Annotated in this window: 19 protein-coding genes and 1 pseudogene; 8 read left to right on the forward strand and 12 right to left on the reverse strand. The window is 62.6% G+C overall.

Annotated features, from left to right (window positions below):
• Positions 1-36 precede the first annotated feature (36 nt).
• The 9 genes from bamA to rpsB all read right to left on the reverse strand — a co-directional run bounded on the left by bamA (position 37) and on the right by rpsB (position 9853).
• Positions 37-2397 (reverse strand): outer membrane protein assembly factor BamA, encoded by a 2361-nt coding sequence (bamA, locus tag DXK50_RS06710; protein WP_212629758.1) that lies wholly within the window; start codon positions 2395-2397, stop codon positions 37-39.
• An 84-nt stretch (positions 2398-2481) separates the two neighbouring features.
• The gene (rseP, locus tag DXK50_RS06715; protein WP_212629759.1) at positions 2482-3834 is read right to left on the reverse strand and encodes a sigma E protease regulator RseP; all 1353 of its coding nucleotides are present in this window, start codon (positions 3832-3834) and stop codon (positions 2482-2484) included.
• Between the two features lie 59 nt (positions 3835-3893).
• Positions 3894-5078 (reverse strand): 1-deoxy-D-xylulose-5-phosphate reductoisomerase, encoded by a 1185-nt coding sequence (ispC, locus tag DXK50_RS06720; protein ID WP_212629760.1) that lies wholly within the window; start codon positions 5076-5078, stop codon positions 3894-3896.
• Positions 5075-5890 carry a phosphatidate cytidylyltransferase gene (locus tag DXK50_RS06725; RefSeq protein ID WP_212629761.1) on the reverse strand — a complete coding sequence of 272 codons (816 nt, stop codon included), beginning with the start codon at positions 5888-5890 and terminating at the stop codon, positions 5075-5077. The genes ispC and DXK50_RS06725 overlap by 4 nt, the downstream gene beginning before the upstream one ends.
• The gene (uppS, locus tag DXK50_RS06730) at positions 5890-6636 is read right to left on the reverse strand and encodes a polyprenyl diphosphate synthase (protein WP_212629762.1); all 747 of its coding nucleotides are present in this window, start codon (positions 6634-6636) and stop codon (positions 5890-5892) included. The genes DXK50_RS06725 and uppS overlap by 1 nt, the downstream gene beginning before the upstream one ends.
• A 17-nt stretch (positions 6637-6653) precedes the next feature.
• Positions 6654-7211 carry a ribosome recycling factor gene (gene frr / locus DXK50_RS06735; RefSeq protein WP_024308909.1) on the reverse strand — a complete coding sequence of 186 codons (558 nt, stop codon included), beginning with the start codon at positions 7209-7211 and terminating at the stop codon, positions 6654-6656.
• Entirely contained in the window at positions 7208-7951 is a 744-nt protein-coding gene (gene pyrH, locus DXK50_RS06740) for a UMP kinase (RefSeq protein ID WP_147809583.1), read from the reverse strand. Before pyrH ends, frr begins: the two co-directional genes overlap by 4 nt.
• Positions 7952-8137: 186 nt before the next feature.
• Positions 8138-9001: a translation elongation factor Ts gene (gene tsf / locus DXK50_RS06745; RefSeq protein ID WP_013716423.1), complete on the reverse strand. Its 864-nt coding sequence runs from the start codon at positions 8999-9001 to the stop codon at positions 8138-8140.
• Positions 9002-9112: 111 nt separating this feature from the next.
• A complete protein-coding gene (rpsB, locus tag DXK50_RS06750) occupies positions 9113-9853 on the reverse strand; it encodes a 30S ribosomal protein S2 (protein WP_161867631.1) in 741 nt (246 codons plus the stop codon).
• 293 nt (positions 9854-10146) lie between these two features.
• Here rpsB and map point away from each other — a divergent pair, with 293 nt between their 5' ends.
• Both map and DXK50_RS06760 read left to right on the forward strand, forming a co-directional pair.
• Positions 10147-10929, forward strand: a complete 783-nt coding sequence (gene map, locus DXK50_RS06755) for a type I methionyl aminopeptidase (RefSeq protein WP_161867630.1) — start codon at positions 10147-10149, stop codon at positions 10927-10929.
• 59 nt (positions 10930-10988) lie between these two features.
• A complete protein-coding gene (locus DXK50_RS06760; protein WP_161867629.1) occupies positions 10989-13685 on the forward strand; it encodes a [protein-PII] uridylyltransferase in 2697 nt (898 codons plus the stop codon).
• A 39-nt stretch (positions 13686-13724) separates the two neighbouring features.
• On the opposite strand, the gene DXK50_RS25360 is transcribed toward DXK50_RS06760, so the two are convergent.
• Both DXK50_RS25360 and DXK50_RS25365 read right to left on the reverse strand, forming a co-directional pair.
• Complete coding sequence (locus tag DXK50_RS25360; protein ID WP_461818588.1) at positions 13725-14489, reverse strand: methyl-accepting chemotaxis protein; 765 nt, start codon at positions 14487-14489, stop codon at positions 13725-13727.
• A gap of 90 nt (positions 14490-14579) precedes the next feature.
• A pseudogene (locus DXK50_RS25365) lies at positions 14580-15617 on the reverse strand (HAMP domain-containing protein); the annotation flags it as partial.
• Positions 15618-15814: 197 nt separating this feature from the next.
• Here DXK50_RS25365 and dapC point away from each other — a divergent pair.
• The 6 genes from dapC (at position 15815) to DXK50_RS06795 (ending at position 21116) form a co-directional block, all read left to right on the forward strand.
• Entirely contained in the window at positions 15815-17011 is a 1197-nt protein-coding gene (gene dapC, locus DXK50_RS06770; RefSeq protein ID WP_212629764.1) for a succinyldiaminopimelate transaminase, read from the forward strand.
• A gap of 274 nt (positions 17012-17285) precedes the next feature.
• A complete protein-coding gene (locus tag DXK50_RS06775; RefSeq protein ID WP_161867626.1) occupies positions 17286-17633 on the forward strand; it encodes an ArsC family reductase in 348 nt (115 codons plus the stop codon).
• 36 nt (positions 17634-17669) lie between these two features.
• The gene (gene dapD, locus DXK50_RS06780) at positions 17670-18704 is read left to right on the forward strand and encodes a 2,3,4,5-tetrahydropyridine-2,6-dicarboxylate N-succinyltransferase (protein ID WP_161867625.1); all 1035 of its coding nucleotides are present in this window, start codon (positions 17670-17672) and stop codon (positions 18702-18704) included.
• An 82-nt stretch (positions 18705-18786) separates the two neighbouring features.
• Positions 18787-19989, forward strand: coding sequence for an aminotransferase class V-fold PLP-dependent enzyme (locus DXK50_RS06785; protein WP_212629765.1), 1203 nt, complete (start codon positions 18787-18789; stop codon positions 19987-19989).
• Positions 19990-20107: 118 nt separating this feature from the next.
• On the forward strand, positions 20108-20518 hold the full coding sequence (locus tag DXK50_RS06790) for a SufE family protein (protein WP_212629766.1): 411 nt from the start codon (positions 20108-20110) through the stop codon (positions 20516-20518).
• Between the two features lie 67 nt (positions 20519-20585).
• A complete protein-coding gene (locus DXK50_RS06795) occupies positions 20586-21116 on the forward strand; it encodes a hypothetical protein (RefSeq protein ID WP_212629767.1) in 531 nt (176 codons plus the stop codon).
• Between the two features lie 19 nt (positions 21117-21135).
• On the opposite strand, the gene DXK50_RS06800 is transcribed toward DXK50_RS06795, so the two are convergent.
• The gene (locus tag DXK50_RS06800) at positions 21136-21597 is read right to left on the reverse strand and encodes a YehS family protein (protein ID WP_161867621.1); all 462 of its coding nucleotides are present in this window, start codon (positions 21595-21597) and stop codon (positions 21136-21138) included.
• Positions 21598-21619: the final 22 nt, after the last annotated feature.

The following is a 21619-nucleotide window of genomic DNA, read 5'->3' on the forward strand; positions in this document are numbered from 1 at the left end:
CCTGCAACAAAACTGTTGGCTTTCGGTGAATGACTTTTAGAAGGTCTGACCCAGGGAGAACTGGAATACCTGGGTATCGGCATCATCCGGCTTCTTGACCGGCATGGCCAGGCTGAAGCTCAGCGGGCCCAGTGCAGTGATCCAGGTCAGACCGACACCCACGGAGCTGGCCAGATTGCTGAAATCGATATCGCAGCTGTCGCTGAGCTTCTTCTGACTGGACGAGCAATTGGTGTCGAACACGTTACCCACATCCCAGAACAGCGCAGTGCGCAGCGAGCGCTGATCCTTGACGAACGGCAACGGGAAGAGCATCTCGACGCCACCCTGGACAAGAACGTTGCCACCGAACGGCAGCGGGTCCTGATCCGGATCACGCAGAGTACCTGGTTTGTTACCACTACTCGGGGTACTACGCGGGCCAAGGCTGCTGTCCTTGAAGCCACGTACCGAGTTGAAACCGCCGGCATAGTAGTGCTCGTAGAACGGCAGCTCTGCGGTACTGCCGTAGCTGTCGCCATAACCCAGCTGGGTGTGGAAACGCAGGGTGTAGTTATCGGTAAGCGGGGTGAAGACCTGGCCACGGTAGTCGAGCTTGTAGAACGACAGGTCGCTGCCCGGAATGGTGGTTTCCAGCACCAGGCTCTGCGAGTGACCGCGGTTGGCCAGCACACCACGGTTCAGGGTCGACTCGGACCAGCCGATCGAGCCCTTGAAGTTCAGATAGTTGTCACCTTCGGCGTCGATGAAGTCGAAGATCTCGTCGACGGTATAACGACCGGTATCGATGCTGTCCTGCTGGACGGTCAGACCGTAGGTCAGACGCGAGGTCTCGCTGATCGGGTAACCGATATTGATACCGGCGCCGAGGCTGTCCACCGAGTAGCTGGATACATCGACATCCAGCTCATCGTAGTCGGTGGTGCGATAGAAGGCGTTGTAGCCCAGGCTGACACCGTCGACGGTCCAGTAGGGGTCAACGAAGCCGAAGCTGTAGCGGGTCTGGTATTCGCTGCGGGTCAGGCCAATACTGACCTTGTTACCGGTGCCCAGGAAGTTGTTCTGGCTGATCGAACCACCGAGGATCAGACCGGCGTTCTGGGCAAAGCCGACGCTGGCGGTGATGGAGCCCGACGGCTGCTCTTCGACGCTGTAGTTGACGTCGATCTGGTCATCGGTGCCTGGCACCTGCGGGGTTTCGACGTTGACTTCCTTGAAGAAGCCCAGGCGCTCCAGACGCACCTTGGACTGGTCGATCAGGTAGGTCGAAGCCCAGCCACCCTCCATCTGACGCATCTCGCGGCGCAGCACTTCGTCTTCGGACTTGGTGTTGCCACGGAAGTTGATGCGATTGACGTAGGCGCGCTTGCCCGGGTCGACGAAGAAGGTGATCGAGACGGTGTTGTCCTCGTCGTGCGCTTCCGGCACGCCATTGACGTTGGCGAAGGTATAACCCTCGTTACCCAGACGGCGGGTGATCAGCTCGCTGGTGGTGGTCATGATCTTGCGCGAGAAGACCTGCCCTTCCTTGACCAGCAGCAGTGCGCGCACATCTTCTTCCGGCACCTTGAGGTCGCCGGACAGCTTCACGTCGCGAACGCTGTACTTCTCGCCTTCTTCGACGTTGACGGTGATGTAGACGTGTTTCTTGTCAGGAGTGATGGATACCTGAGTGGAGCTGATATCCATGTTGATGTAGCCGCGGTCCAGGTAGTAGGAGCGCAGTCGCTCCAGGTCGCCCGAAAGCTTTTCACGCGCGTACTTGTCGTCGTTCTTGAAGAAGGACAGCCAGTTGGTGGTCTTCAGCTCAAACAGATCGACCAGGTCCTCATCGGAGAACACGGTGTTGCCGACCACGTTTATGTGGGAGATCGCGGCGACGGTGCCTTCGTTGATGGTGATCTTCAGCGCCACGCGGTTACGCGGCTGCGGAATCACTTCGGCCTCGATCTCGGCCGAATAGCGACCCTGAGCGACATACTGGCGCTGCAGTTCGTTACGCACGCCCTCGAGGGTGGCGCGCTGGAAAATCTCGCCCTCGGCCAGACCGGACTGGTTCAGGCCCTTGAGCAGATCTTCGGTGGTGATGGCCTTGTTGCCCTCGATCTCGATACCGGAGATGGAAGGACGCTCGACCACGGTGACGACCAGCACATCGCCGTCGCGACCGAGCTGGATGTCCTGGAAAAAACCGGTACGGAACAGGGAGCGAGTGGCATCGACCAGTTGGCGATCATCGACCTGCTCGCCCACATTGAGCGGCAGTGCGCCAAACACGCTGCCCGCGGATACGCGCTGCAGGCCGTTGACGCGAATATCGGAGATGGTGAAGGACTCGGCGTGAACTTCGGCGATCATCAATGCGGACAGCACCGCAGGTAGCAGCAGACGTTTCATGAAGTCCTTTCTTATTCCAACTGACGATAAAACTGCCGCCTGAGCGACACTTCTTTTAAATCTCAAGAACGTATTCAGCAATGCTCACAGGCGGCTGAGGTCGTTGACCAGGGCGAGCAACATGACCCCGATGACCAGACTGATGCCGATCTGCATCCCCCAACCCTGAACCCGCTCAGACAAGGGGCGACCACGCACCCACTCGACCAGATAAAACAGCAGATGCCCACCATCCAGTACAGGGATGGGCAGCAGATTGAGAACCCCCAGGCTAATACTCAGATATGCAAGGAATTTAAGGAAATCCCCCAGCCCTGACTCAGCTGAAGCGCCCGCCACTTTAGCAATGGTTATCGGCCCACTCAAGTTTTTTACCGAGAGCTCTCCGAACAGCATTTTCTTCAGCGAATCGAGGGTCAACAGGCTCATTGCCCAGGTCTGACGCATCCCTTCGGCGATACCCTCGAGCGGGCCGTAACGCACCTCGCGAAGCATCTCCGGCGGCCATTCGACGCCCTGAACACCAGCACCCAGATAGCCACTGCGCGCCTCCCCCTCACCGCGCGACGCCAGGGTCAACTGCACATCCAGCACCTGACCGTCGCGCTCGAAGCGCAGCGTGACAGCCTCGCCCGGCATGGCCCGCACCCGATCGACCAGACCCTGCCAATCGGCAAGCGGCTCGCCATCCAGCGAGAGAAGGCGGTCGCCCGCCTGCAGCCCGGCGGCATGGGCCGGCCCCTTGGAATCGACCTCCGCCAACACCGGCTCCAGCGCCGGACGCCACGGACGAATACCCAGCGAACCGATCGGATCCGGCTCATCGACGCCGCGCAGCCAGTTGTCCAGCTGCACCTGCTTAAGCGTTTCGACCGTGGAACCCGGCTCCGTCACGCGCAGGTCGAGTGCACCGCTCTCACCTAAACGTCTGACCAGTTGCAGATTGACCGCAGCCCAGCCGGTGGTGGCTTCACCATTGACCGCAACGATTTCCTGCCCTGCACGCAACCCGGCCACCTCTGCCAGGCTCTCCGGCTCCACCGCGCCGATGACCGGGCGCACCTGCTGGCTGCCGAGCATGGCGACGAACCAGAAGAACAGCAGCGCCAGGAGGAAATTGGCCAGCGGGCCGGCAGCGACGATCGCGATACGCTGACGCACGCTCTTGCGATTGAAGGACTGCTCGACCAGCGCCGGCGGGACATCGCCCTCGCGCTCATCGAGCATCTTGACGTAGCCGCCAAGGGGGATGGCAGCCACTACGAATTCCGTGCCATGGCGATCATGCCAACGCACGAGCGGCGTACCGAAACCGACGGAGAAACGCAGAACCTTGACGCCGCAGCGCCGGGCCACCCAGAAGTGCCCATACTCGTGAAAGGTCACCAGGACACCCAACGCAATCAGGGTGCCAACCAGCATATACAGCCCACTCATTTCACTTCTCCAGCCCTATGGGCCGCTCAAGTTCCGATGCACGCCAGATGACTGACGACTCAACGACCCGCGAGCCACTGCCCGGCCAACTCACGCGCGCGCATATCCGCCTCGAATACCGCATCGAGCGCTTCGACCGCCCGGACCGGCTGCGCGTTCAGCACGGACTCAATCATACGCGCGATATCGGTGAAACGGATGCGGCGCTGCAGGAACGCCTCGACCGCCACCTCGTTGGCCGCGTTGAGCATCGCCGGCGCACTGCCGCCAGCCTGCACCGCCTCGCGCGCCAGGCGCAAACAAGGGAAACGCTGCTCGTCGGGGCGTTCGAAATCCAGGCGACCGACGGCAAACAGATCCAGGGGCGAGACCCCCGAATCGATGCGCTCCGGCCAGGCCAGGGCATGAGCAATCGGCGTACGCATGTCCGGGTTGCCCAGCTGAGCCAACACCGACCCATCCACATAATCGACCAGCGAGTGGATCACGCTCTGCCGGTGGATGACCACCTCGATCTGTTCGGGACGGGCGTCGAACAACCAGCAAGCCTCGATCATCTCCAGGCCCTTGTTCATCATGCTCGCCGAATCGACCGAGATCTTGCGCCCCATCGACCAGTTCGGATGCGCGCAAGCCTGCTCCGGCGTAACGCGCTCCAGCTCGGCCAGCGGCGTTTCGCGAAACGGCCCGCCGGAGGCAGTGAGCAGCACGCGGCGCACGCCGACTGCCTGCAGACCGCGCGAATAGTCACCCGGCAAACACTGGAAGATGGCGTTGTGCTCGCTATCGATCGGCAAAAGAACAGCACCGCTCTGCTTGACCGCCTGCATGAACAAGGCGCCAGACATCACCAGTGCTTCCTTGTTGGCCAGCAACACCTTCTTGCCGGCCTGCACTGCCGCAAGCGTCGGTCTGAGGCCGGCAGCACCGACGATGGCGGCCATCACGCAATCCACCGCCTTATCGGCCGACACCGCGCATAGCCCTTCTTCGCCAACCAGCACTTCGGTCTCCAGCCCGGCGGCGCGCAAATGATCCTGCAGTTCGAGCGCCGATTTGGCATCGGGAACCACGGCGTAGCGCGGACGATGGCGCACGCACAGCACCTGCAGCTCCGCCAGACGGGAAAAACCGGTCAGGGCGAATACCTGATAGCGCTCGGGATGACGAGCGATCACGTCCAGCGTGCTAAGTCCGATGGAGCCGGTCGCCCCCAGCACGGTCACCTGCTGCACTGAACTCACAGCGCGCCCCAGCCCGACAGCCAGAGCAATGTGGCGAACACGGGAATGGCGGCGGTAAGGCTGTCGATACGGTCCAGCACGCCACCGTGTCCCGGCAGCAGATTGCTGCTGTCCTTGATCCCGGACTGACGCTTGAACATGCTCTCGGTCAGGTCACCAACCACCGAAATCAGCACCACCACAGCCGCGCCAGCCATGGCCAGCAACAACCCCGTGACGGACCAACCCTGCTGCAATCCGACAAGCAGAGTGATCAGCAGACTGGCCGCGAGGCCGCCATACAGCCCTTCCCAGCTTTTGCCCGGGCTGACCCTGGGCGCCAACTTGCGCTTGCCGAATGTCTTGCCGGAGAAGTAGGCGCCAATATCCGCGCCCCACACCAACACCATCACCGCGATGATCAGCGCGTTGGCCTGCGGCCATTGCTTGAGCAGAACCAATCCCTGCCAGGCTGGCAGAAGAATCAACAGACCGATCAGCAGCTTGCCGGGCAGGCCACCCCAGTAACGGCTGCTGTCGGGGTAGTTGAGTACCAGCAGTGTCGCCGCCCCCCACCACAGCACGGCAGCGAGCAGCAGCAGTGGCGCCAGCGTCGGCAGCAGATAAAGACCAAAGAGCAGGACCGCCACCGCCGCCGCATAGGCGATGCGCTGAGGCTGAGCTCCAAGCCCGGCCAGACGCGCCCACTCCCAGGCGCCCAGCGTGACCACCGCACCAATGAACAATGCGAAAGCACCGCCGTCGAGCAGGAAAAACCCGCCTAGAGCGATGGGCAGCAGTACCAGCGCCGTGATGATTCGTTGTTTGAGCATTAGGAGCGCGCCTCAGCTTCCACCTGCTCGCTGGTCTTGCCGAAGCGACGCTGGCGGGTAGCGAAATCGGCCAACGCCTTACGCATGGCCTCGTGCTTGAAATCCGGCCAATAGAGGTCGGAGAAGTACAGCTCACTGTAGGCCAACTGCCACAGAAGGAAATTGCTGATGCGGTGCTCGCCCCCCGTGCGAATGCACAGGTCGGGCAAAGGCAGATCACCGGTAGCCAGACAGCCCTGGAGCAACTGCGGCGTGATGTCCTCTGGCTGCAGATGCCCTGCCTGCACCTCTCGCGCCAGGCGCTGAGCGGCCTGGGCGATATCCCACTGACCGCCGTAATTGGCAGCGATCTGCAGGGTGAAACGGCGACTGCCGGCGGTCAGCAGCTCGGCTTCGCGCATGGCAGCCTGCAGCTCGGGATGAAAGCGCGAACGGTCGCCGATGATGCGCAAACTGATGTCGTTATCCTGCAGACGCCTGGCCTCACGACGCAGCGCACCGAGGAACAACTCCATCAGCGCGCCGACCTCTTCGGCCGGGCGCTGCCAGTTTTCACTGGAGAAGGCGAACAGGGTGAGCACCTCGACACCCGACTCGGCACAGACCTCGATCACCGCGCGAACCGCGTCGACCCCGGCCTTGTGCCCCGCCACTCCTGGCAACAGGCGCTTCTTCGCCCAGCGGTTGTTGCCATCCATGATGATGGCGACATGCCGCGGCACCGCCCCCTGCTTGTTCTTGTCCATGTGTGGGCGCCCAGCCGTCAAACGGCCATCAGGTCCGCTTCCTTGACCTCGAGCGCCTTGTCCACCTCGGCAATGAACTTGTCGGTGATCTTCTGCAGCTCGTCAGCGGCGCGACGCTCTTCGTCCTCGCTGATTTCCTTGGCCTTGGAAAGCTTCTTCAGCTCGGCCAGGGCGTCACGACGCACGTTGCGCACCGCGACCTTGGCATCTTCGGCCACGCCACGCGCCTGCTTGGTGTAGCCCTTGCGGGTTTCCTCGGTCAGGGCCGGCATCGGCACGCGAATGGTGGTACCGGCGCTGGACGGGTTCAGACCCAGGTCGGAAGTCAGAATGGCCTTCTCGATGGCCGCACTGAGGTTCTTGTCATGCGCGACGATCTTCAGGGTGCGCGCATCTTCGACGGTGATCGCAGCGACCTGATTGAGCGGCATGTCGCTGCCCCAGGCCGGGACCTTGATGCTGTCGAGAATGCTCGGATGGGCACGACCGGTACGAATGGAAGCCAGGTTGCGACCCAGCGCCTCCAGGGACTTGCTCATGCGCTCCTGAGCGTCTTTCTTGATGTCGTTGATCATTGTGCATCCTCCTCGATCAGAGTTCCTTCAGCGCCGCCCACTACAACGTTCAGCAGGGCGCCGGGCTTGTTCATGTTGAAGACCCGCAGCGGCATGGTGTGATCACGGCACAGACAGATGGCAGTCAGATCCATCACGCCCAGCTTGCGATCAAGCACCTCGTCATAGGTCAGACGCTCGAACTTCTCGGCATGCGGGTCCTTGAACGGGTCGGCAGTGTACACGCCATCGACCTTGGTCGCCTTCAGAACCACGTCGGCATCGATCTCGATGGCGCGCAGGCAGGCAGCCGAATCGGTGGTGAAGAACGGATTGCCGGTGCCCGCAGCGAAGATAACCACCTCACCCGTCTTCAGGTGACGCATGGCCTTGCGACGGTCGTAATGATCGGTCACGCCGACCATGGAAATCGCCGACATGACGATGGCCGGGATGTTCGAGCGCTCCAGCGCATCACGCATGGCCAGGGCGTTCATCACGGTCGCCAGCATGCCCATATGGTCACCGGTTACGCGATCCATACCGGCAGCGGACAGCGCCGCACCGCGGAACAGATTGCCACCGCCGATAACCAGGCCGACCTGCACGCCGATACCGACCAGCTGGCCGACTTCCAGCGCCATGCGGTCGAGCACCTTGGGATCGATACCGAAATCTTCCGAGCCCATCAGGGCTTCGCCGCTAAGTTTGAGCAGAATGCGTTTGTAGCGAGGTTGGCGACCAGTAGTCTGCTGAGCCATTGCAAGTCTCTCCTGCGGCGATATGAAATTCTTCAGCAACGCGCTTGCGCTGCAATTATCCGGCACTTCGAACGTGCCGACGACCGCAGGTTGCACGGCCGCTTGTACATTTGTCGCCCCTTATTCGGCAAAGAGGCTGCACGCGCAAGCGGGCAGCCTCTCTGGGACAACTGGCCTAACCGCCGATTACTGCTTGCTGGCAGCAACCTGAGCGGCAACTTCGGCAGCGAAGTCGGTCTCGGCCTTCTCGATGCCCTCGCCCACTTCGTAACGAACGAAGGAAACGACTTCGGCACCGGCTTTCTTGACCAGGTCACCGACCTTGACTTCCGGATCCATGATGAAGGCTTGCTCGACCAGGCTGGCTTCGGCCAGGAACTTGGCGATACGGCCTTTGACCATGTTTTCCACGATGTTTTCCGGCTTGCCGGCGATCTTCTCGGCGTTCAGCTGCAGGAAGATTTCCTTTTCCTTGGCAACCAGCTCCTCGGAAACCTGGTCCGGGGAAACAACGGCCGGGTTGGAAGCGGCAACGTGCATGGCAACGTGCTTGGCCAGTTCGTCGTTGCCGCCTTTCAGGACAACCAGAACGCCGATGCGGTGGCCGTGCAGGTAGGCACCAACGGTTTCACCGGAAACGGCAGTCAGACGACGGATGTTGACGTTCTCGCCGCACTTGGCAACCAGGGCTTCACGAGCCGACTCGCGGGAAGCGATCAGCGGAGCAGCGTCGGTCAGGTTCTTCTCGAAGGCTTCGTCGATGCTTTCTTTGACGAAGGCCTTGAAGTCGTCCTGCAGGGCCAGGAAGTCGGTCTGCGAGTTGACTTCGATGATCACGCCACGGCCGCCTTCGACGCGAACGGCGATGGAGCCTTCGGCGGCGATGTTACCGGCCTTCTTGGCGGCCTTGATGGCACCGGAAGCGCGCATGTCATCAATGGCTTTCTCGATATCGCCACCAGCGGCAACCAGGGCCTTCTTGCATTCCATCATGCCTTGGCCGGTACGCTCGCGCAGTTCTTTAACCAGGGCTGCAGTAATCTCTGCCATCTTGAAAATCCTCTCGGTAGGTCTTCAACCAAATCAAATCTTTGAGTGGCAAAAAGGGGGCCTAGCCCCCTTCTTGCACAGCGCATAACGCTAAATGCTTGGCGTTACCGCTTAGCCTTCGGCGCTCTCGGCCGCGGCTTCTTCGACGAACTCTTCAGTCGCGCCGCCAGCGTTGCTGCGACCACGGATCACGGCGTCAGCCATGGCACCCATGTACAGCTGGATGGCGCGGATGGCGTCATCGTTACCCGGGATGATGTAGTCAACGCCTTCCGGGCTGCTGTTGGTATCGACGACGCCGATAACCGGGATGCCCAGCTTGTTGGCTTCAGTAATAGCAATGCGCTCGTGGTCAACGTCGATCACGAACAGAGCGTCCGGCAGACCGCCCATGTCCTTGATACCACCCAGGCTGCGATCCAGTTTTTCCAGATCACGGGTACGCATCAGGGCTTCTTTCTTGGTCAGCTTGGCGAAGGTGCCGTCCTGGGACTGGGTTTCCAGCTCGCGCAGGCGCTTGATCGAAGCACGGATGGTCTTGTAGTTGGTCAGCATGCCGCCCAGCCAGCGGTGATCGACGAACGGCGAGCCGCAACGAGCAGCTTCTTCGCGAACGATCTTACCAGCGGAACGCTTGGTGCCGACGAACAGGATCTTGTTCTTGCCAGCAGCCAGCTTTTCAACGAACGACAGGGCGTCGTTGAACATCGGCAGGGTTTTTTCGAGGTTGATGATGTGAATCTTGTTGCGCGCGCCGAAAATGTACTTGCCCATTTTCGGGTTCCAGTAACGGGTCTGGTGGCCGAAGTGCACACCGGCCTTCAGCATATCGCGCATGTTGACTTGGGACATTATAGTTCCTTGATAAGTCGGGTTAGGCCTCCACGCATCCCAGCTTCCAACCCTCGAACTTGTCGAAAGGCACCCAGGAAACCGTGTCGATACGTGTGTGGGTTTGAGCTTTCGGGCGCAGTGCCCGTAAAGCGGCGCGTTTTATACCACACAAAGCCGGCGCAGGCTACAAAAGCTCGCAAAGAACCCGACACTTCAAGCCTGACCAGCGTCCGCACTTACGCCGGCCTTTGGGGCTGGCGCGGCGAAGCTGCTAAGATGGCACCCTTTCCGTTCGTGCCCGAGAGCTTCATATGACCGTCACCATCAAATCCGCCGAAGAAATCGAGAAAATGCGCGTGGCCGGCCGCCTGGCCGCCGAAGTGCTGGAGATGATCGGCGAACACGTCAAGCCGGGCGTGACCACCGAAGAGCTGGATCGCATCTGCCACGACTATATCGTCAATGTGCAGAAGGCCATTCCCGCCCCGCTCAACTACAAGGGCTTCCCCAAATCGATCTGCACCTCGATCAACCACGTGGTGTGTCATGGCATTCCCAACGAAAAGCCATTGAAGGATGGCGACGTGCTGAACATCGACATCACCGTGATCAAGGATGGCTACCACGGCGATACCAGCAAGATGTTCATGGTCGGCAAGGTCGCCGAATGGGCCGAGCGCCTGGCCAAGGTCACTCAGGAATGCATGTATAAAGGCATCGAACTGGTCAAGCCGGGCGCACGCCTGGGCGACATCGGCGAAGTGATCCAGAAGCATGCCGAGAAGAACGGTTTCTCCGTGGTCCGCGAATACTGCGGCCATGGCATCGGCGCCGTGTTCCATGAAGAGCCACAGGTGTTGCACTACGGCAAGGCCGGCACCGGCATGGAGCTCAAGGAAGGCATGACCTTCACCATCGAGCCGATGATCAATCAGGGTCGCCCGGAAACCCGCTTGCTCGGCGACGGCTGGACCGCCATCACCAAGGACCGCAAGCTTTCCGCGCAATGGGAACACACCGTACTGGTCACCGCTGACGGCTACGAGATCCTGACCCTGCGCAGCGACGACACCATCGCACGTACGTCCGCCTGAGCCGATACCGCAATGGCGCGCGAACGCACCCCAGGCCCTATATAGAGGAAGGCAACTGCATGCCGCAGATGGACCCCGAACTGTTTGACCGCGGTCAGTTCCAGGCCGAGCTGGCGCTCAAATCCAGCCCCATCGCTGCATTCAAGAAGGCCATCCGCAGCGCGCGGGAAGTGCTGGATACGCGCTTTCGCGAGGGGCGCGACATTCGCCGCCTGGTCGAGGATCGCGCCTGGTTCGTCGACCAGATACTGCAGGAGGCGTGGAAGCGCTTTGCCTGGAGCGAGGACGCCGACATCGCTCTGCTCGCCGTCGGTGGTTATGGCCGCGGCGAGCTGCATCCCTACTCGGATATCGATCTGCTGATCCTGCTCGGCAGCGACGATCACGAGGTTTTTCGCGAGCCCATCGAAGGCTTTCTCACCCTGCTCTGGGACATCGGCCTGGAAGTGGGCCAGAGCGTACGTTCGGTCGAAGAATGCGCCGAAGAGGCGCGCGCCGACCTGACGGTGATCACCAACCTGATGGAAAGCCGCACCATCGCCGGTCCGGAACGCTTGCGCCAGCGCATGCAGCAGGTCACCAGCACCGATCAGATGTGGCCGAGCAAGCACTTCTACCAAGCCAAGCGCGACGAGCGCAGAGCGCGCCACGCCAAATACAACGATACCGAATACAACCTCGAGCCCAACGTCAAAGGCTCGCCCGGAGGCCTGCGCGACATCCAGACCGTGCTCTGGGTCGCCCGCCGCCAGTTCGACACGCTCAACCTGCAGGCCCTGGTGGGCCAGGGCTTTCTGCTGGAAAGCGAGTACGCCCTGCTTTCCTCCAGCCAGGAGTTCCTGTGGAAGGTGCGCTATGCCCTGCACATGCTGGCCGGGCGTGCGGAAGATCGCCTGCTGTTCGACTACCAGGCCAGAATCGCCACCCTGTTCGGCTATCAGGACGGTGATGGCAAGCGCAGCATTGAACATTTCATGCAGAAGTACTACCGCGTGGTGATGGGCATCTCCGAGCTGTCGGACCTGATCAACCAGCACTTCGAGGAAGTCATCCTGCGCGCTGGTGAAAGCGGCGCGGCAACGCCTTTGAACAGCCGCTTCCAGATCCGCGACGGTTATATCGAAGTCACCCACCCGAACGTCTTCAAGCGCACGCCGTTCGCCATCATCGAAATCTTCGTACTGATGGCGCAGCACCCGGAGATCAAGGGCGTACGCGCCGACAGCATCCGGCTGCTACGTGACAGCCGCCACCTGATCGACGACGACTTCCGCAAGGACATCCGCAACACCAGCCTGTTCATCGAGCTGTTCAAGTGCAAGGAAGGCATCCACCGCAACCTGCGGCGGATGAACCGTTACGGCATTCTCGGCCGCTACCTGCCGGAGTTCGGCCACATCGTCGGGCAGATGCAGCACGACCTGTTCCACATCTATACGGTCGATGCGCACACCCTCAACCTGATCAAGCACCTGCGCAAGTTCCGCTGGCCGGAGCTGGCAGAAAAATTCCCGCTGGCCAGCAAGCTCATCGACAGACTGCCCAAGCCCGAGCTGATCTACCTCGCCGGCCTCTACCACGACATCGGCAAGGGCCGTGGCGGCGATCACTCCGAACTCGGCGCGGTCGACGCCGAAGCCTTCGCCCGCCGCCACCACCTGCCGGCGTGGGACAGCGCGCTGATCGTCTGGCTGGTGCAGCACCACCTGGTCATGTCCACCACCGCGCAACGCAAGGACCTTTCCGACCCGCAGGTGATCCACGACTTCGCCCAGTTCGTCGGCGACCAGACGCACCTGGACTACCTCTACGTGCTGACCGTGGCCGACATCAACGCCACCAACCCCAGCCTGTGGAACTCCTGGCGCGCCAGCCTGCTGCGCCAGCTCTACACCGAGACCAAGCGCGCCCTGCGCCGTGGCCTGGAAAATCCGCTGGATCGCGAAGAACAGATTCGCCAGACGCAAAGTGCGGCGCTGGACATCCTGGTGCGCGGCGGTACCGACCCGGACGACGCCGAGCAGCTATGGAGCCAGCTTGGCGATGACTACTTCCTGCGCCATACGGCCAGCGACGTGGCCTGGCACACCGATGCCATCCTCCAGCACCCCAACGATGGCGGCCCGCTGGTGCTGATGAAGGAAACCACCCAACGCGAATTCGAGGGCGGTACGCAAATCTTCATCTACGCACCGGACCAGCACGACTTCTTCGCGGTGACCGTGGCGGCAATGAGCCAGCTCAACCTGAACATTCACGACGCACGCATCATCACCTCCACCAGCCAGTTCACCCTGGACACCTACGTGGTGCTGGATGCCGACGGTGGCTCGATCGGCGACAACCCGGCGCGCATCCAGCAGATCCGCGCCGGCCTGATCGAAGCGCTGAAGAACCCCGACGACTATCCGACCATCATCCAGCGCCGGGTGCCGCGCCAGCTCAAGCACTTCGCCTTCGCCCCGCAGGTGACCATTCACAATGACGCGCAGCGGCCGGTGACCATACTCGAGCTGACCGCCCCGGACCGCCCCGGCCTGCTGGCTCGGATCGGACGCATCTTCCTCGAATACGACCTGTCGCTGCAGAACGCCAAGATCGCCACGCTGGGCGAGCGGGTCGAAGACGTGTTCTTCATCACCGACGCCAATGGCCAGCCGTTGTCCGACCCCGAGTTCTGCGCCCGCCTGCAGGAGGCGATCATCGCCAAGCTCGCCGAGCCAAGTGCCCCGAGCGCGACGCAGATCACCTTCTGAGCCGTGCGGATGCGGCGGATGCCGCATCCCCGGGCAGGGTCAGATCCTGAAGCTGTCCACCAGCTGCTTGAGGCGGCGGACCTGCTGATCCAGTTCGGTACAGGCGCTGAGGCTGGACTGCAGGTTGCGCACGCCGTCCTGGTTCAGCGTGTTGATCTCGGTGATGTCCATGTTCAGGCTCTCGATCACCGAAGTCTGCTCCTCGGTAGCGGTCGCAACCGACTGGTTCATGCCGTCGATTTCACCGATGCGCCGGGTCACGCCGCGCAGGTTCTCGCCGGCCTGCCCGCCAATGCGCACGCTGTCGTCGCTGAAGCGGCGGCTCTCGGCCATGGTCGCCACGGCGTCACGGGCGCCGGCCTGCAACTGCTCGATCATCTGCTGAATCTCCAGCGCCGAGCTCTGCGTACGCTGCGCCAGGTTGCGCACCTCATCGGCGACCACGGCAAAACCTCGCCCGGCCTCGCCGGCACGCGCCGCTTCGATGGCGGCGTTGAGCGCCAGCAGATTGGTCTGCTCGGAAATACCCTTGATCACGTCGAGAATCTGGCCGATGTCGTTGCTCCTCTCGCTGAGCAGTTCGATATGCCGACCGGAGGCCTGGATCTTTTCCGACAACTCGCCCATCGAGCCCAGGGTACGCTCCACCATGCCCTGGCCTTCCTCGGCGTCACGGCGCGCGTCGCTGGCCTGCACCGAGGCATCGGCGGCATTGCGCGCGATCTCCTGGGCGGCTGCGCCCAGTTCGTTGATCGCCGCTGCGACGCTGTCGGTACGCGCCGCCTGCTCGCTGGAGTTGTCCATGGAGGCATTGGACGCCTGCACCACGGTGCTCACCCGTGCATGCACCTCGCGGGTCGCCGAGGCCACTTCGCGGATGGATTCGTGAATACGCTCGACGAAGCGGTTGAAGGCCCCCGCCAGCTCACCGAACTCGTCACCGGAAGCGATCGTCAGGCGCTGGGTCAGATCGCCCTCGCCCTCGGCAATGCCACCCATCGCGTGGCTCATCACGTGCAGCGGACGCAACAGGATACGAATCAGCGCGCCGAGCAGGATCAGGATGCTGACCACACCGACGATCGTGACCATCAGCACGGAAAGGCGGAACTCCCTGAGCGCGGCGAACGCCTTGCCTTCATCGACGGACAGGCCGACGTACCAGCGCACCCCAGCCAGCCCCTGCACCGGCAGAAAGGTCACCAGGCGGGCGCTGCCATCGATGGACGAAGCGCCTTGCAGATCGGACTGCAGACGCGGCGCACCACCGGGGAACGCTTCGGCGAGGGTCTTGAGCACTAGGCTCTTGTCCGGATGCACCAGCACCGTGCCCTGCTCGTCGACCAGGAAGGCATAGCCCATGCCGCCGAGGTCGAAGGAATTGAGGATGTCGTCGATCGTCTGCAGCTTGAGGTCGCCGCCGACCACGCCTTGCAGCGCAGCACCGGCACTGACCGGCCGGGTGATGGTGATCAGCAGGCCGTCACGCGGGTCGGCCGCCAGATAGGGCGCTGTCAGCCCCGGGCCGCTGCTGCCCTGCGCACTCTTGTACCAGGGGCGCTGACGCGGATCGTAACCGGCCGGCAACTCGCTGGCGGGGTACTGGGTATAGGTACCGTCAGCCTGGCCGTAGTAGGCATAAAGGAAGGCCGAAGCGATGCTGCGGTGCTGCAGGTTGCGGCGCAGTGACTCGGGCGAGCTGTCGTCCTGGACCGACTCGGCGAGGTTATCCAGCAATTGCATGCGCCCATCGAGCCAGTGCCGGATGTTGCCAGTGGACACCAGACCGACGTCCTTGAGGTAGTTCGACAGGTTGTCGCGGATCGCGTTGCGCTGCAGGTAATCGTTGTACAGGGCAAACGACGCGAAAGCCGCGACGACGACCAGGGAAGCAGCCAGCATGATCTTGTGGCTGAACTTGAGGGTACGCATGGGGAGAGCTCACCGGAGGGATAAACGGATAACGCCAGGGTTATCGGCCGGGCAGCCGCGGTCTTGAGCCGCATCGGCGTGGGTCTGGCGACCTGAGCAGATGGAAAACGCACGGAAGAAGGGAATTTCCCCGAAAAGCCCGCCGTGCTAGTGTCGCCAGCTTTGTCGCCGCCTCACAAAGGACCCGTCGGATCATCATGAACCACGCCCTCGCCCAGCTGCAGCCCTACCCGTTCGAAAAACTCCGCGCCCTGCTCGGCGGCGTGCAACCTGCCGCCGACCGCTCGCCCATCGCCCTGTCGATCGGCGAGCCCAAGCACCGCTCGCCGGACTTCGTCGGCCAGGCACTGACCGCCAACCTCGACAAACTGGCGGTGTATCCCACTACCCTGGGCCTGCCCGAGCTGCGCCAGAGCATTGCCAACTGGTGCGAACGCCGCTTCGGCGTACCGGCCGGCTGGCTGGACGCAGCGCGCCATGTGCTGCCGGTCAATGGCACACGCGAAGCGCTTTTCGCCTTTACCCAGACGGTGGTCGACCGTAACGCCAAGGGGCTGGTGGTCAGCCCCAATCCCTTCTATCAGATCTATGAAGGTGCTGCGTTCCTTGCCGGTGCCGAACCGCACTATCTGCCGTGCCTGGAAGCCCACGGCTTCAACCCGGACTTCGACGCGGTGCCGGCAGAGGTCTGGCGGCGCTGCCAGATCCTGTTCCTCTGCTCGCCGGGCAACCCCACCGGCGCGCTGATTCCCGTGGCAACGCTGAAGAAGCTGATCGCCCTGGCCGACGAGCACGACTTCGTCATCGCCGCCGACGAGTGCTACAGCGAGCTGTACTTCGACGAGGACGCCCCGCCACCCGGCCTGCTCAGTGCTTGCGCCGAGCTGGGGCGCAGCGATTTCAAACGCTGTGTGGTATTTCACAGCCTGTCCAAGCGCTCCAACCTGCCTGGCCTGCGCTCGGGCTTCGTCGCCGGCGACGCCGAGATCCTCAAGCATTTTTTGCTGTACCGCACCTACCACGGCTGCGCCATGCCGGTACAAACCCAGCTGGCCAGCGTGGCGGCCTGGAACGACGAAGCGCACGTGCGCGCCAACCGCGATCTGTACCGCGAGAAGTTCGATGCGGTGCTGAAGATTCTGGCCCCGGTCATGGACGTGCAGCGCCCGGACGGCGGCTTCTATCTGTGGGCACGCACGCCGGGTGACGACACCCTGTTCACCCGCGACCTGTTCGCCGCCGAACACGTGACCGTGGTGCCGGGCTCGTACCTGTCGCGCGAGGTTGATGGCGTCAACCCGGGCGCCGGCCGCGTGCGCATGGCGCTGGTCGCCCCCCTGGCCGAATGCATCGAGGCCGCTGAACGCATCGCCCGTTTCATTCGCAGCGCCTGAGAGGCTTCAACCGTCGCGGCTAAAGCCCCTCCCACAGCTAGTTGGCTTTTAGGAGGGCTTTAGCCGCGAGCTTCTGAGTCCGTAGCCCGGATGCAATCCGGAGATAGCCTGCGCCAAGGCCTCCCCGGATTGCATCCGGGCTACGCGTATCTGCGCGATCGCTACCCCTGACACACATCGCAGCGACAGCCGCCGCCACATTAGGATACGACGTGGCATAATGGCCGGCCGTATTTCCGGACCTTCCGGCACGCCACTCATCAGAGGAAGATCAATGAGTTACGTCCTGTATGGCATCAAGGCCTGCGACACGATGAAAAAGGCCAGAACCTGGCTCGATGAACACCAGGTCGACTATGCCTTTCACGACTACAAGAGTGTCGGGATCGACCGTGCAAACCTGGAAAAGTGGTGCAACGAGCATGGCTGGCAGACCATTCTGAACCGCGCCGGCACCACCTTCCGCAAGCTCGATGACGCGCAGAAAGCCGACATCGACCAGGCCAAGGCCATCGACCTGATGCTGGCCCAACCGTCGATGATCAAGCGCCCGGTACTCGATCTGGGCGACAAGACCCTGGTCGGCTTCAAGCCGGATAACTACCAAGCCGCGCTGGCCTGATCAACCTCACCCGATTTCGTTGCAAGGAACCCATCTATGAGCACTTCTCTCTTCAGCATCGCCTTCGGCGTTGGCACCCAGAACCGCCAGGGCAACTGGCTGGAAGTCTTCTATGCCCTGCCGCTGCTCAATCCGGCCAGCGAGCTGGTGGCCAAGGCCGCCGAAAAACTCGGCTACCAGGGCGGCAACCAGGCCATCGCCTTCACCACTGCACAAGCGGCCGATCTGGCCGAAGCGCTGAAAGGCGTGGACGCGGCTCAAGCCGCGCTGCTGACCCGCCTGGCCGAAAGCCACAATCCGCTGGTCGCCACTTTCCTGGCTGAGGATGCTGCCCTGACCAGCACCCCGGAGGCCTACCTCAAGCTGCACCTGCTGTCGCATCGCCTGGTCAAGCCGCACGGCCTGAGCCTGGCCGGCATCTTCCCGCTGCTGCCCAACGTCGCCTGGACCAGCCAGGGCGCAATCGACCTCGCCGAGCTGGCCGAGCGCCAACTGGAAGCGCGCCTGAAGGGCGAACTGCTGGAAGTGTTCTCGGTGGACAAGTTCCCGAAAATGACCGACTACGTGGTGCCGGCCGGCGTGCGTATCGCCGATAGCGCCCGCGTGCGCCTGGGTGCCTACATCGGTGAAGGCACCACCGTGATGCACGAGGGCTTCGTCAACTTCAACGGCGGCACCGAAGGCCCGGGCATGATCGAAGGTCGCGTTTCCGCTGGCGTATTCGTCGGCAAGGGTTCGGACCTGGGCGGCGGCTGCTCGACCATGGGTACCCTGTCCGGCGGCGGCAACATCATCATCAGCGTCGGCGAAGGCTGCCTGATCGGCGCCAACGCCGGCATCGGCATCCCGCTGGGCGACCGCAACACCGTCGAAGCCGGCCTGTACATCACCGCCGGTACCAAGGTGAACCTGCTCGACGAGGGCAACGCCCTGGTCAAGGTGGTCAAGGCGCGCGAACTGGCTGGCCAGCCGGACCTGCTGTTCCGTCGCAACTCGCTGACCGGCGCCGTGGAGTGCAAAACCCACAAGTCGGCGATTGAGCTGAACGAAGCCCTGCACGCCCACAACTGACCGGAGCGGCTTCAGGCCGCAAGCTACAGGCCGCAGGCGGAGCGCTTGAGCCTGAAGCCTTGGGCCTGAAGCCTGAAGCCCTATGCTTTTGTCCCCCTGGCGTGCCGACTTCCCCGGCATTCTTGCCCTCCAAGCCGAAGGCCAGACCTATCTGGACAGCGCCGCCACCGCGCAGAAGCCGCAGGCGGTGCTCGATGCCCTGCTCGGCTACTACGCCGGCGGTGTGGCCAATGTGCATCGTGCCCAGCACCTGCCAGGTGAACGCGCCACCCGCGCCTTCGAGGCGACACGCAGCAAGGCCGCGCAGTGGCTGAATGCGGTCAGCGCCGAGGAGATCATCTTTACCCGCGGCAGCACCGAATCACTCAACCTGCTGGCCTATGGCCTGGAGCACTTGCTGCAGCCGGGCGAGCAGATCGTCATCAGCGCGCTGGAACACCACGCCAATCTGCTGCCCTGGCAGCAACTGGCCAAGCGCCGCAGCCTGGAGCTGGTGGTGCTGCCACTGAATGATACGGGCACGATCGACCTGGCCCAGGCCGCCCGGCTGATCGGCCCGCGCACTCGCCTACTGGCGGTTTCGCAGTTGTCCAACGTGCTCGGGTGCTGGCAGCCACTTGCGGAACTGCTGGCACTGGCGCGCACACAAGGCGCCTTGACTGTCGTCGATGGGGCACAGGGGGCGGTGCATGGTCGTCATGACATGCAGGCGCTGGGCTGCGACTTCTACCTGTGCTCCTCGCACAAGCTCTATGGCCCGGATGGCGTCGGCCTGCTGTATGGCCGCCGCGAAGCGTTGGGCAAATTGCAGCACTGGCAATTCGGCGGTGAGATGGTGCTCGATGCCGACTACCAGAGCGCGCGCTTTCGCCCAACTCCACTCGGCTTCGAGGCCGGTACGCCGGCCGTGTCCGCCGTGATAGCACTGGGCGCCACGCTGGATTGGCTTAGCGGCCTGGATCACGAGGCCGTGGCCCGGCACGAAGCGGCCCTGCATGCCGAACTGCTGGCCGGCCTGCAAGCACGTGACGGCGTGCGCCTGCTCGGCGAGCCGCAACTGGCACTGGCCAGCTTCTGCGTCGAAGGCGTGCATAACGCAGACCTGGCGCACCTGCTGACCGAACAGGGCATCGCCGTACGGGCCGGTCACCACTGCGCCATGCCACTGATGAAAAGCCTGGGCCTGAGTGGTGCGATTCGTGTCTCGCTCGGCCTGTACAACGATGGCGAAGATCTGCAGAGATTCTTCAGCGCCCTGGATAATGCGCTGGAGCTGCTGCGATGAAACGCCACCAACGGCTCTTCGTAGGAGCGGCTGGGCGGCATTCCGTTTCAGCCGCGAATATCGGCGCCCGGACCTTCGCGGCGGAAGCCGCTGCTACATGCTCCGAGAGCCTCTTGCCATGAGCCTGTCAGTCGCCGCGCAAGAGACACTGTTAGCCTTCACTGCCTGCCCCGGCTGGGAACAGCGCGCGCGCCTGCTGATGCAATGGGGCGAACGCCTGGAACCGCTGAGCGATGCCGAACGGGTCGATGAGCACCGCGTGCATGGCTGCGACAGCCTGGTTTGGCTCGTTGCCGAGCGCCGCGACGGGCGCCTGCACTTTCGCGCCAGCAGCGATGCCCGCCTGCTGCGTGGTCTGCTCGCCGTGCTGCTGGTCCGAGTGGAAGGCCTGAGCAATGAACAACTGGCCTCGCTCGACCTGGCCGACTGGTTCACCCAACTCGGGCTGCAACGTCAGCTGTCGCCCTCTCGCAGCAACGGTCTGAATGCCGTATTGCAGCGAATGAGAACGCTGGCGCGGGAAAACTAGACGCAGCGCCAGCTCAGTCGGCAGCAATGGGTTATATTCGCGCGCCCAAAAACTCATGGAGCGAGTCATGCCTGTCATCGTGCGCATCGGGCTAAGTGCCCTGGCAACCCTGGTCGTACTGTATTTCAGTCCGCAACTGCTTCCCCATCTCCTGGTCCTGCTACCAGAAAGCGTTGCGGCAGCGCTGCCGATAGAACCTTTCATCCTGAATCTGCTGCTGTCGGGCCTGCTGGCGGGCGTCTGCCTAGCACTGCTTGCAAGCAATCACCGTCTCGCCACTGCAGGGCTGGTCGCGCTTGGTTTGCTGGGCATCTACGCCTTCGGCTTCTACAGCAATCTCTGCAGCGTGGAGGAAACGCAGCGCATTCACGCCGAGATGCAAGCCATGCCCATGTACAACCTGGGGCGCCCCGTGGATGCTGAGCCAATTGCCATCGACTCGATTGCCAGCCTGAGCTACGCCTGCATCCTGCCAGAGGACCGCAGTGACAACCTGTTCACCATGACATGGGACTTCCTCGTAAGGCTCGCAGCGATGCTTGCAGGCACGCTGTTGGTAGCGCGTCGGCGCTCGCGGACGCAACCTTCCGCCCACTGAACCGATGCAGCGAGCGGGCTCAGCCTCGCTCGCGCAACGTCAGGCCGCGCAGAAAGTTGCGCAGAATCTGGTCGCCACACTCACGGTAGTGCTTGTGGCCCGGCGCGCGGAACAAGGCCCCCAGCTCGGTCTTGGTCATCGGCAGGTCAGCCGATTGCAGAATCGCCTGGACATCGTCATCACGCAGCTCGAAGGCCACGCGCAGTTTCTTCAGGATGAGGTTGTTGCTCAGGCGCTTTTCCACCGGCAGGCGCGGCCGGCTTTCATCCTTGCCACGCTTGTAGAACACCAGACCTTCAAGCACATGAGCCAGCAGCACATCGCTGCAGGATCGATAACCGGGCTCGTCCTCACGCAGCAGACAGGCCGAAATCAGGCCCGGCTCGACGGGATAGTCCGCCAGTTGGCAGAACGCCTCGAGCGTGCCATCGCTGACGTCCAGCAGATAGCGCAGGCTGCGCAGTACATCGTTATTGAGCATGTGGAAAAACTCTTGAGGTCGG

The organism is Pseudomonas sp. KB-10 (assembly GCF_018221585.1).
Classification (GTDB): domain Bacteria; phylum Pseudomonadota; class Gammaproteobacteria; order Pseudomonadales; family Pseudomonadaceae; genus Aquipseudomonas; species Aquipseudomonas yangonensis.

What these genes read in the sequence shown, in the direction of transcription:
- bamA (WP_212629758.1), bottom strand. Translation starts at nt 2,397, where the DNA reads ATGAAACGTCTGCTGCTACCTGCGGTGCTGTCCGCATTGATGATCGCC.
- rseP (WP_212629759.1), bottom strand. Translation starts at nt 3,834, where the DNA reads ATGAGTGGGCTGTATATGCTGGTTGGCACCCTGATTGCGTTGGGTGTC.
- DXK50_RS06725 (WP_212629761.1), bottom strand. Translation starts at nt 5,890, where the DNA reads ATGCTCAAACAACGAATCATCACGGCGCTGGTACTGCTGCCCATCGCT.
- uppS (WP_212629762.1), bottom strand. Translation starts at nt 6,636, where the DNA reads ATGGACAAGAACAAGCAGGGGGCGGTGCCGCGGCATGTCGCCATCATC.
- frr (WP_024308909.1), bottom strand. Translation starts at nt 7,211, where the DNA reads ATGATCAACGACATCAAGAAAGACGCTCAGGAGCGCATGAGCAAGTCC.
- pyrH (WP_147809583.1), bottom strand. Translation starts at nt 7,951, where the DNA reads ATGGCTCAGCAGACTACTGGTCGCCAACCTCGCTACAAACGCATTCTG.
- tsf (WP_013716423.1), bottom strand. Translation starts at nt 9,001, where the DNA reads ATGGCAGAGATTACTGCAGCCCTGGTTAAAGAACTGCGCGAGCGTACC.
- rpsB (WP_161867631.1), bottom strand. Translation starts at nt 9,853, where the DNA reads ATGTCCCAAGTCAACATGCGCGATATGCTGAAGGCCGGTGTGCACTTC.
- map (WP_161867630.1), top strand. Translation starts at nt 10,147, where the DNA reads ATGACCGTCACCATCAAATCCGCCGAAGAAATCGAGAAAATGCGCGTG.
- DXK50_RS06760 (WP_161867629.1), top strand. Translation starts at nt 10,989, where the DNA reads ATGCCGCAGATGGACCCCGAACTGTTTGACCGCGGTCAGTTCCAGGCC.
- DXK50_RS25360 (WP_461818588.1), bottom strand. Translation starts at nt 14,489, where the DNA reads ATGGACAACTCCAGCGAGCAGGCGGCGCGTACCGACAGCGTCGCAGCG.
- dapC (WP_212629764.1), top strand. Translation starts at nt 15,815, where the DNA reads ATGAACCACGCCCTCGCCCAGCTGCAGCCCTACCCGTTCGAAAAACTC.
- DXK50_RS06775 (WP_161867626.1), top strand. Translation starts at nt 17,286, where the DNA reads ATGAGTTACGTCCTGTATGGCATCAAGGCCTGCGACACGATGAAAAAG.
- dapD (WP_161867625.1), top strand. Translation starts at nt 17,670, where the DNA reads ATGAGCACTTCTCTCTTCAGCATCGCCTTCGGCGTTGGCACCCAGAAC.
- DXK50_RS06785 (WP_212629765.1), top strand. Translation starts at nt 18,787, where the DNA reads ATGCTTTTGTCCCCCTGGCGTGCCGACTTCCCCGGCATTCTTGCCCTC.
- DXK50_RS06790 (WP_212629766.1), top strand. Translation starts at nt 20,108, where the DNA reads ATGAGCCTGTCAGTCGCCGCGCAAGAGACACTGTTAGCCTTCACTGCC.
- DXK50_RS06795 (WP_212629767.1), top strand. Translation starts at nt 20,586, where the DNA reads ATGCCTGTCATCGTGCGCATCGGGCTAAGTGCCCTGGCAACCCTGGTC.
- DXK50_RS06800 (WP_161867621.1), bottom strand. Translation starts at nt 21,597, where the DNA reads ATGCTCAATAACGATGTACTGCGCAGCCTGCGCTATCTGCTGGACGTC.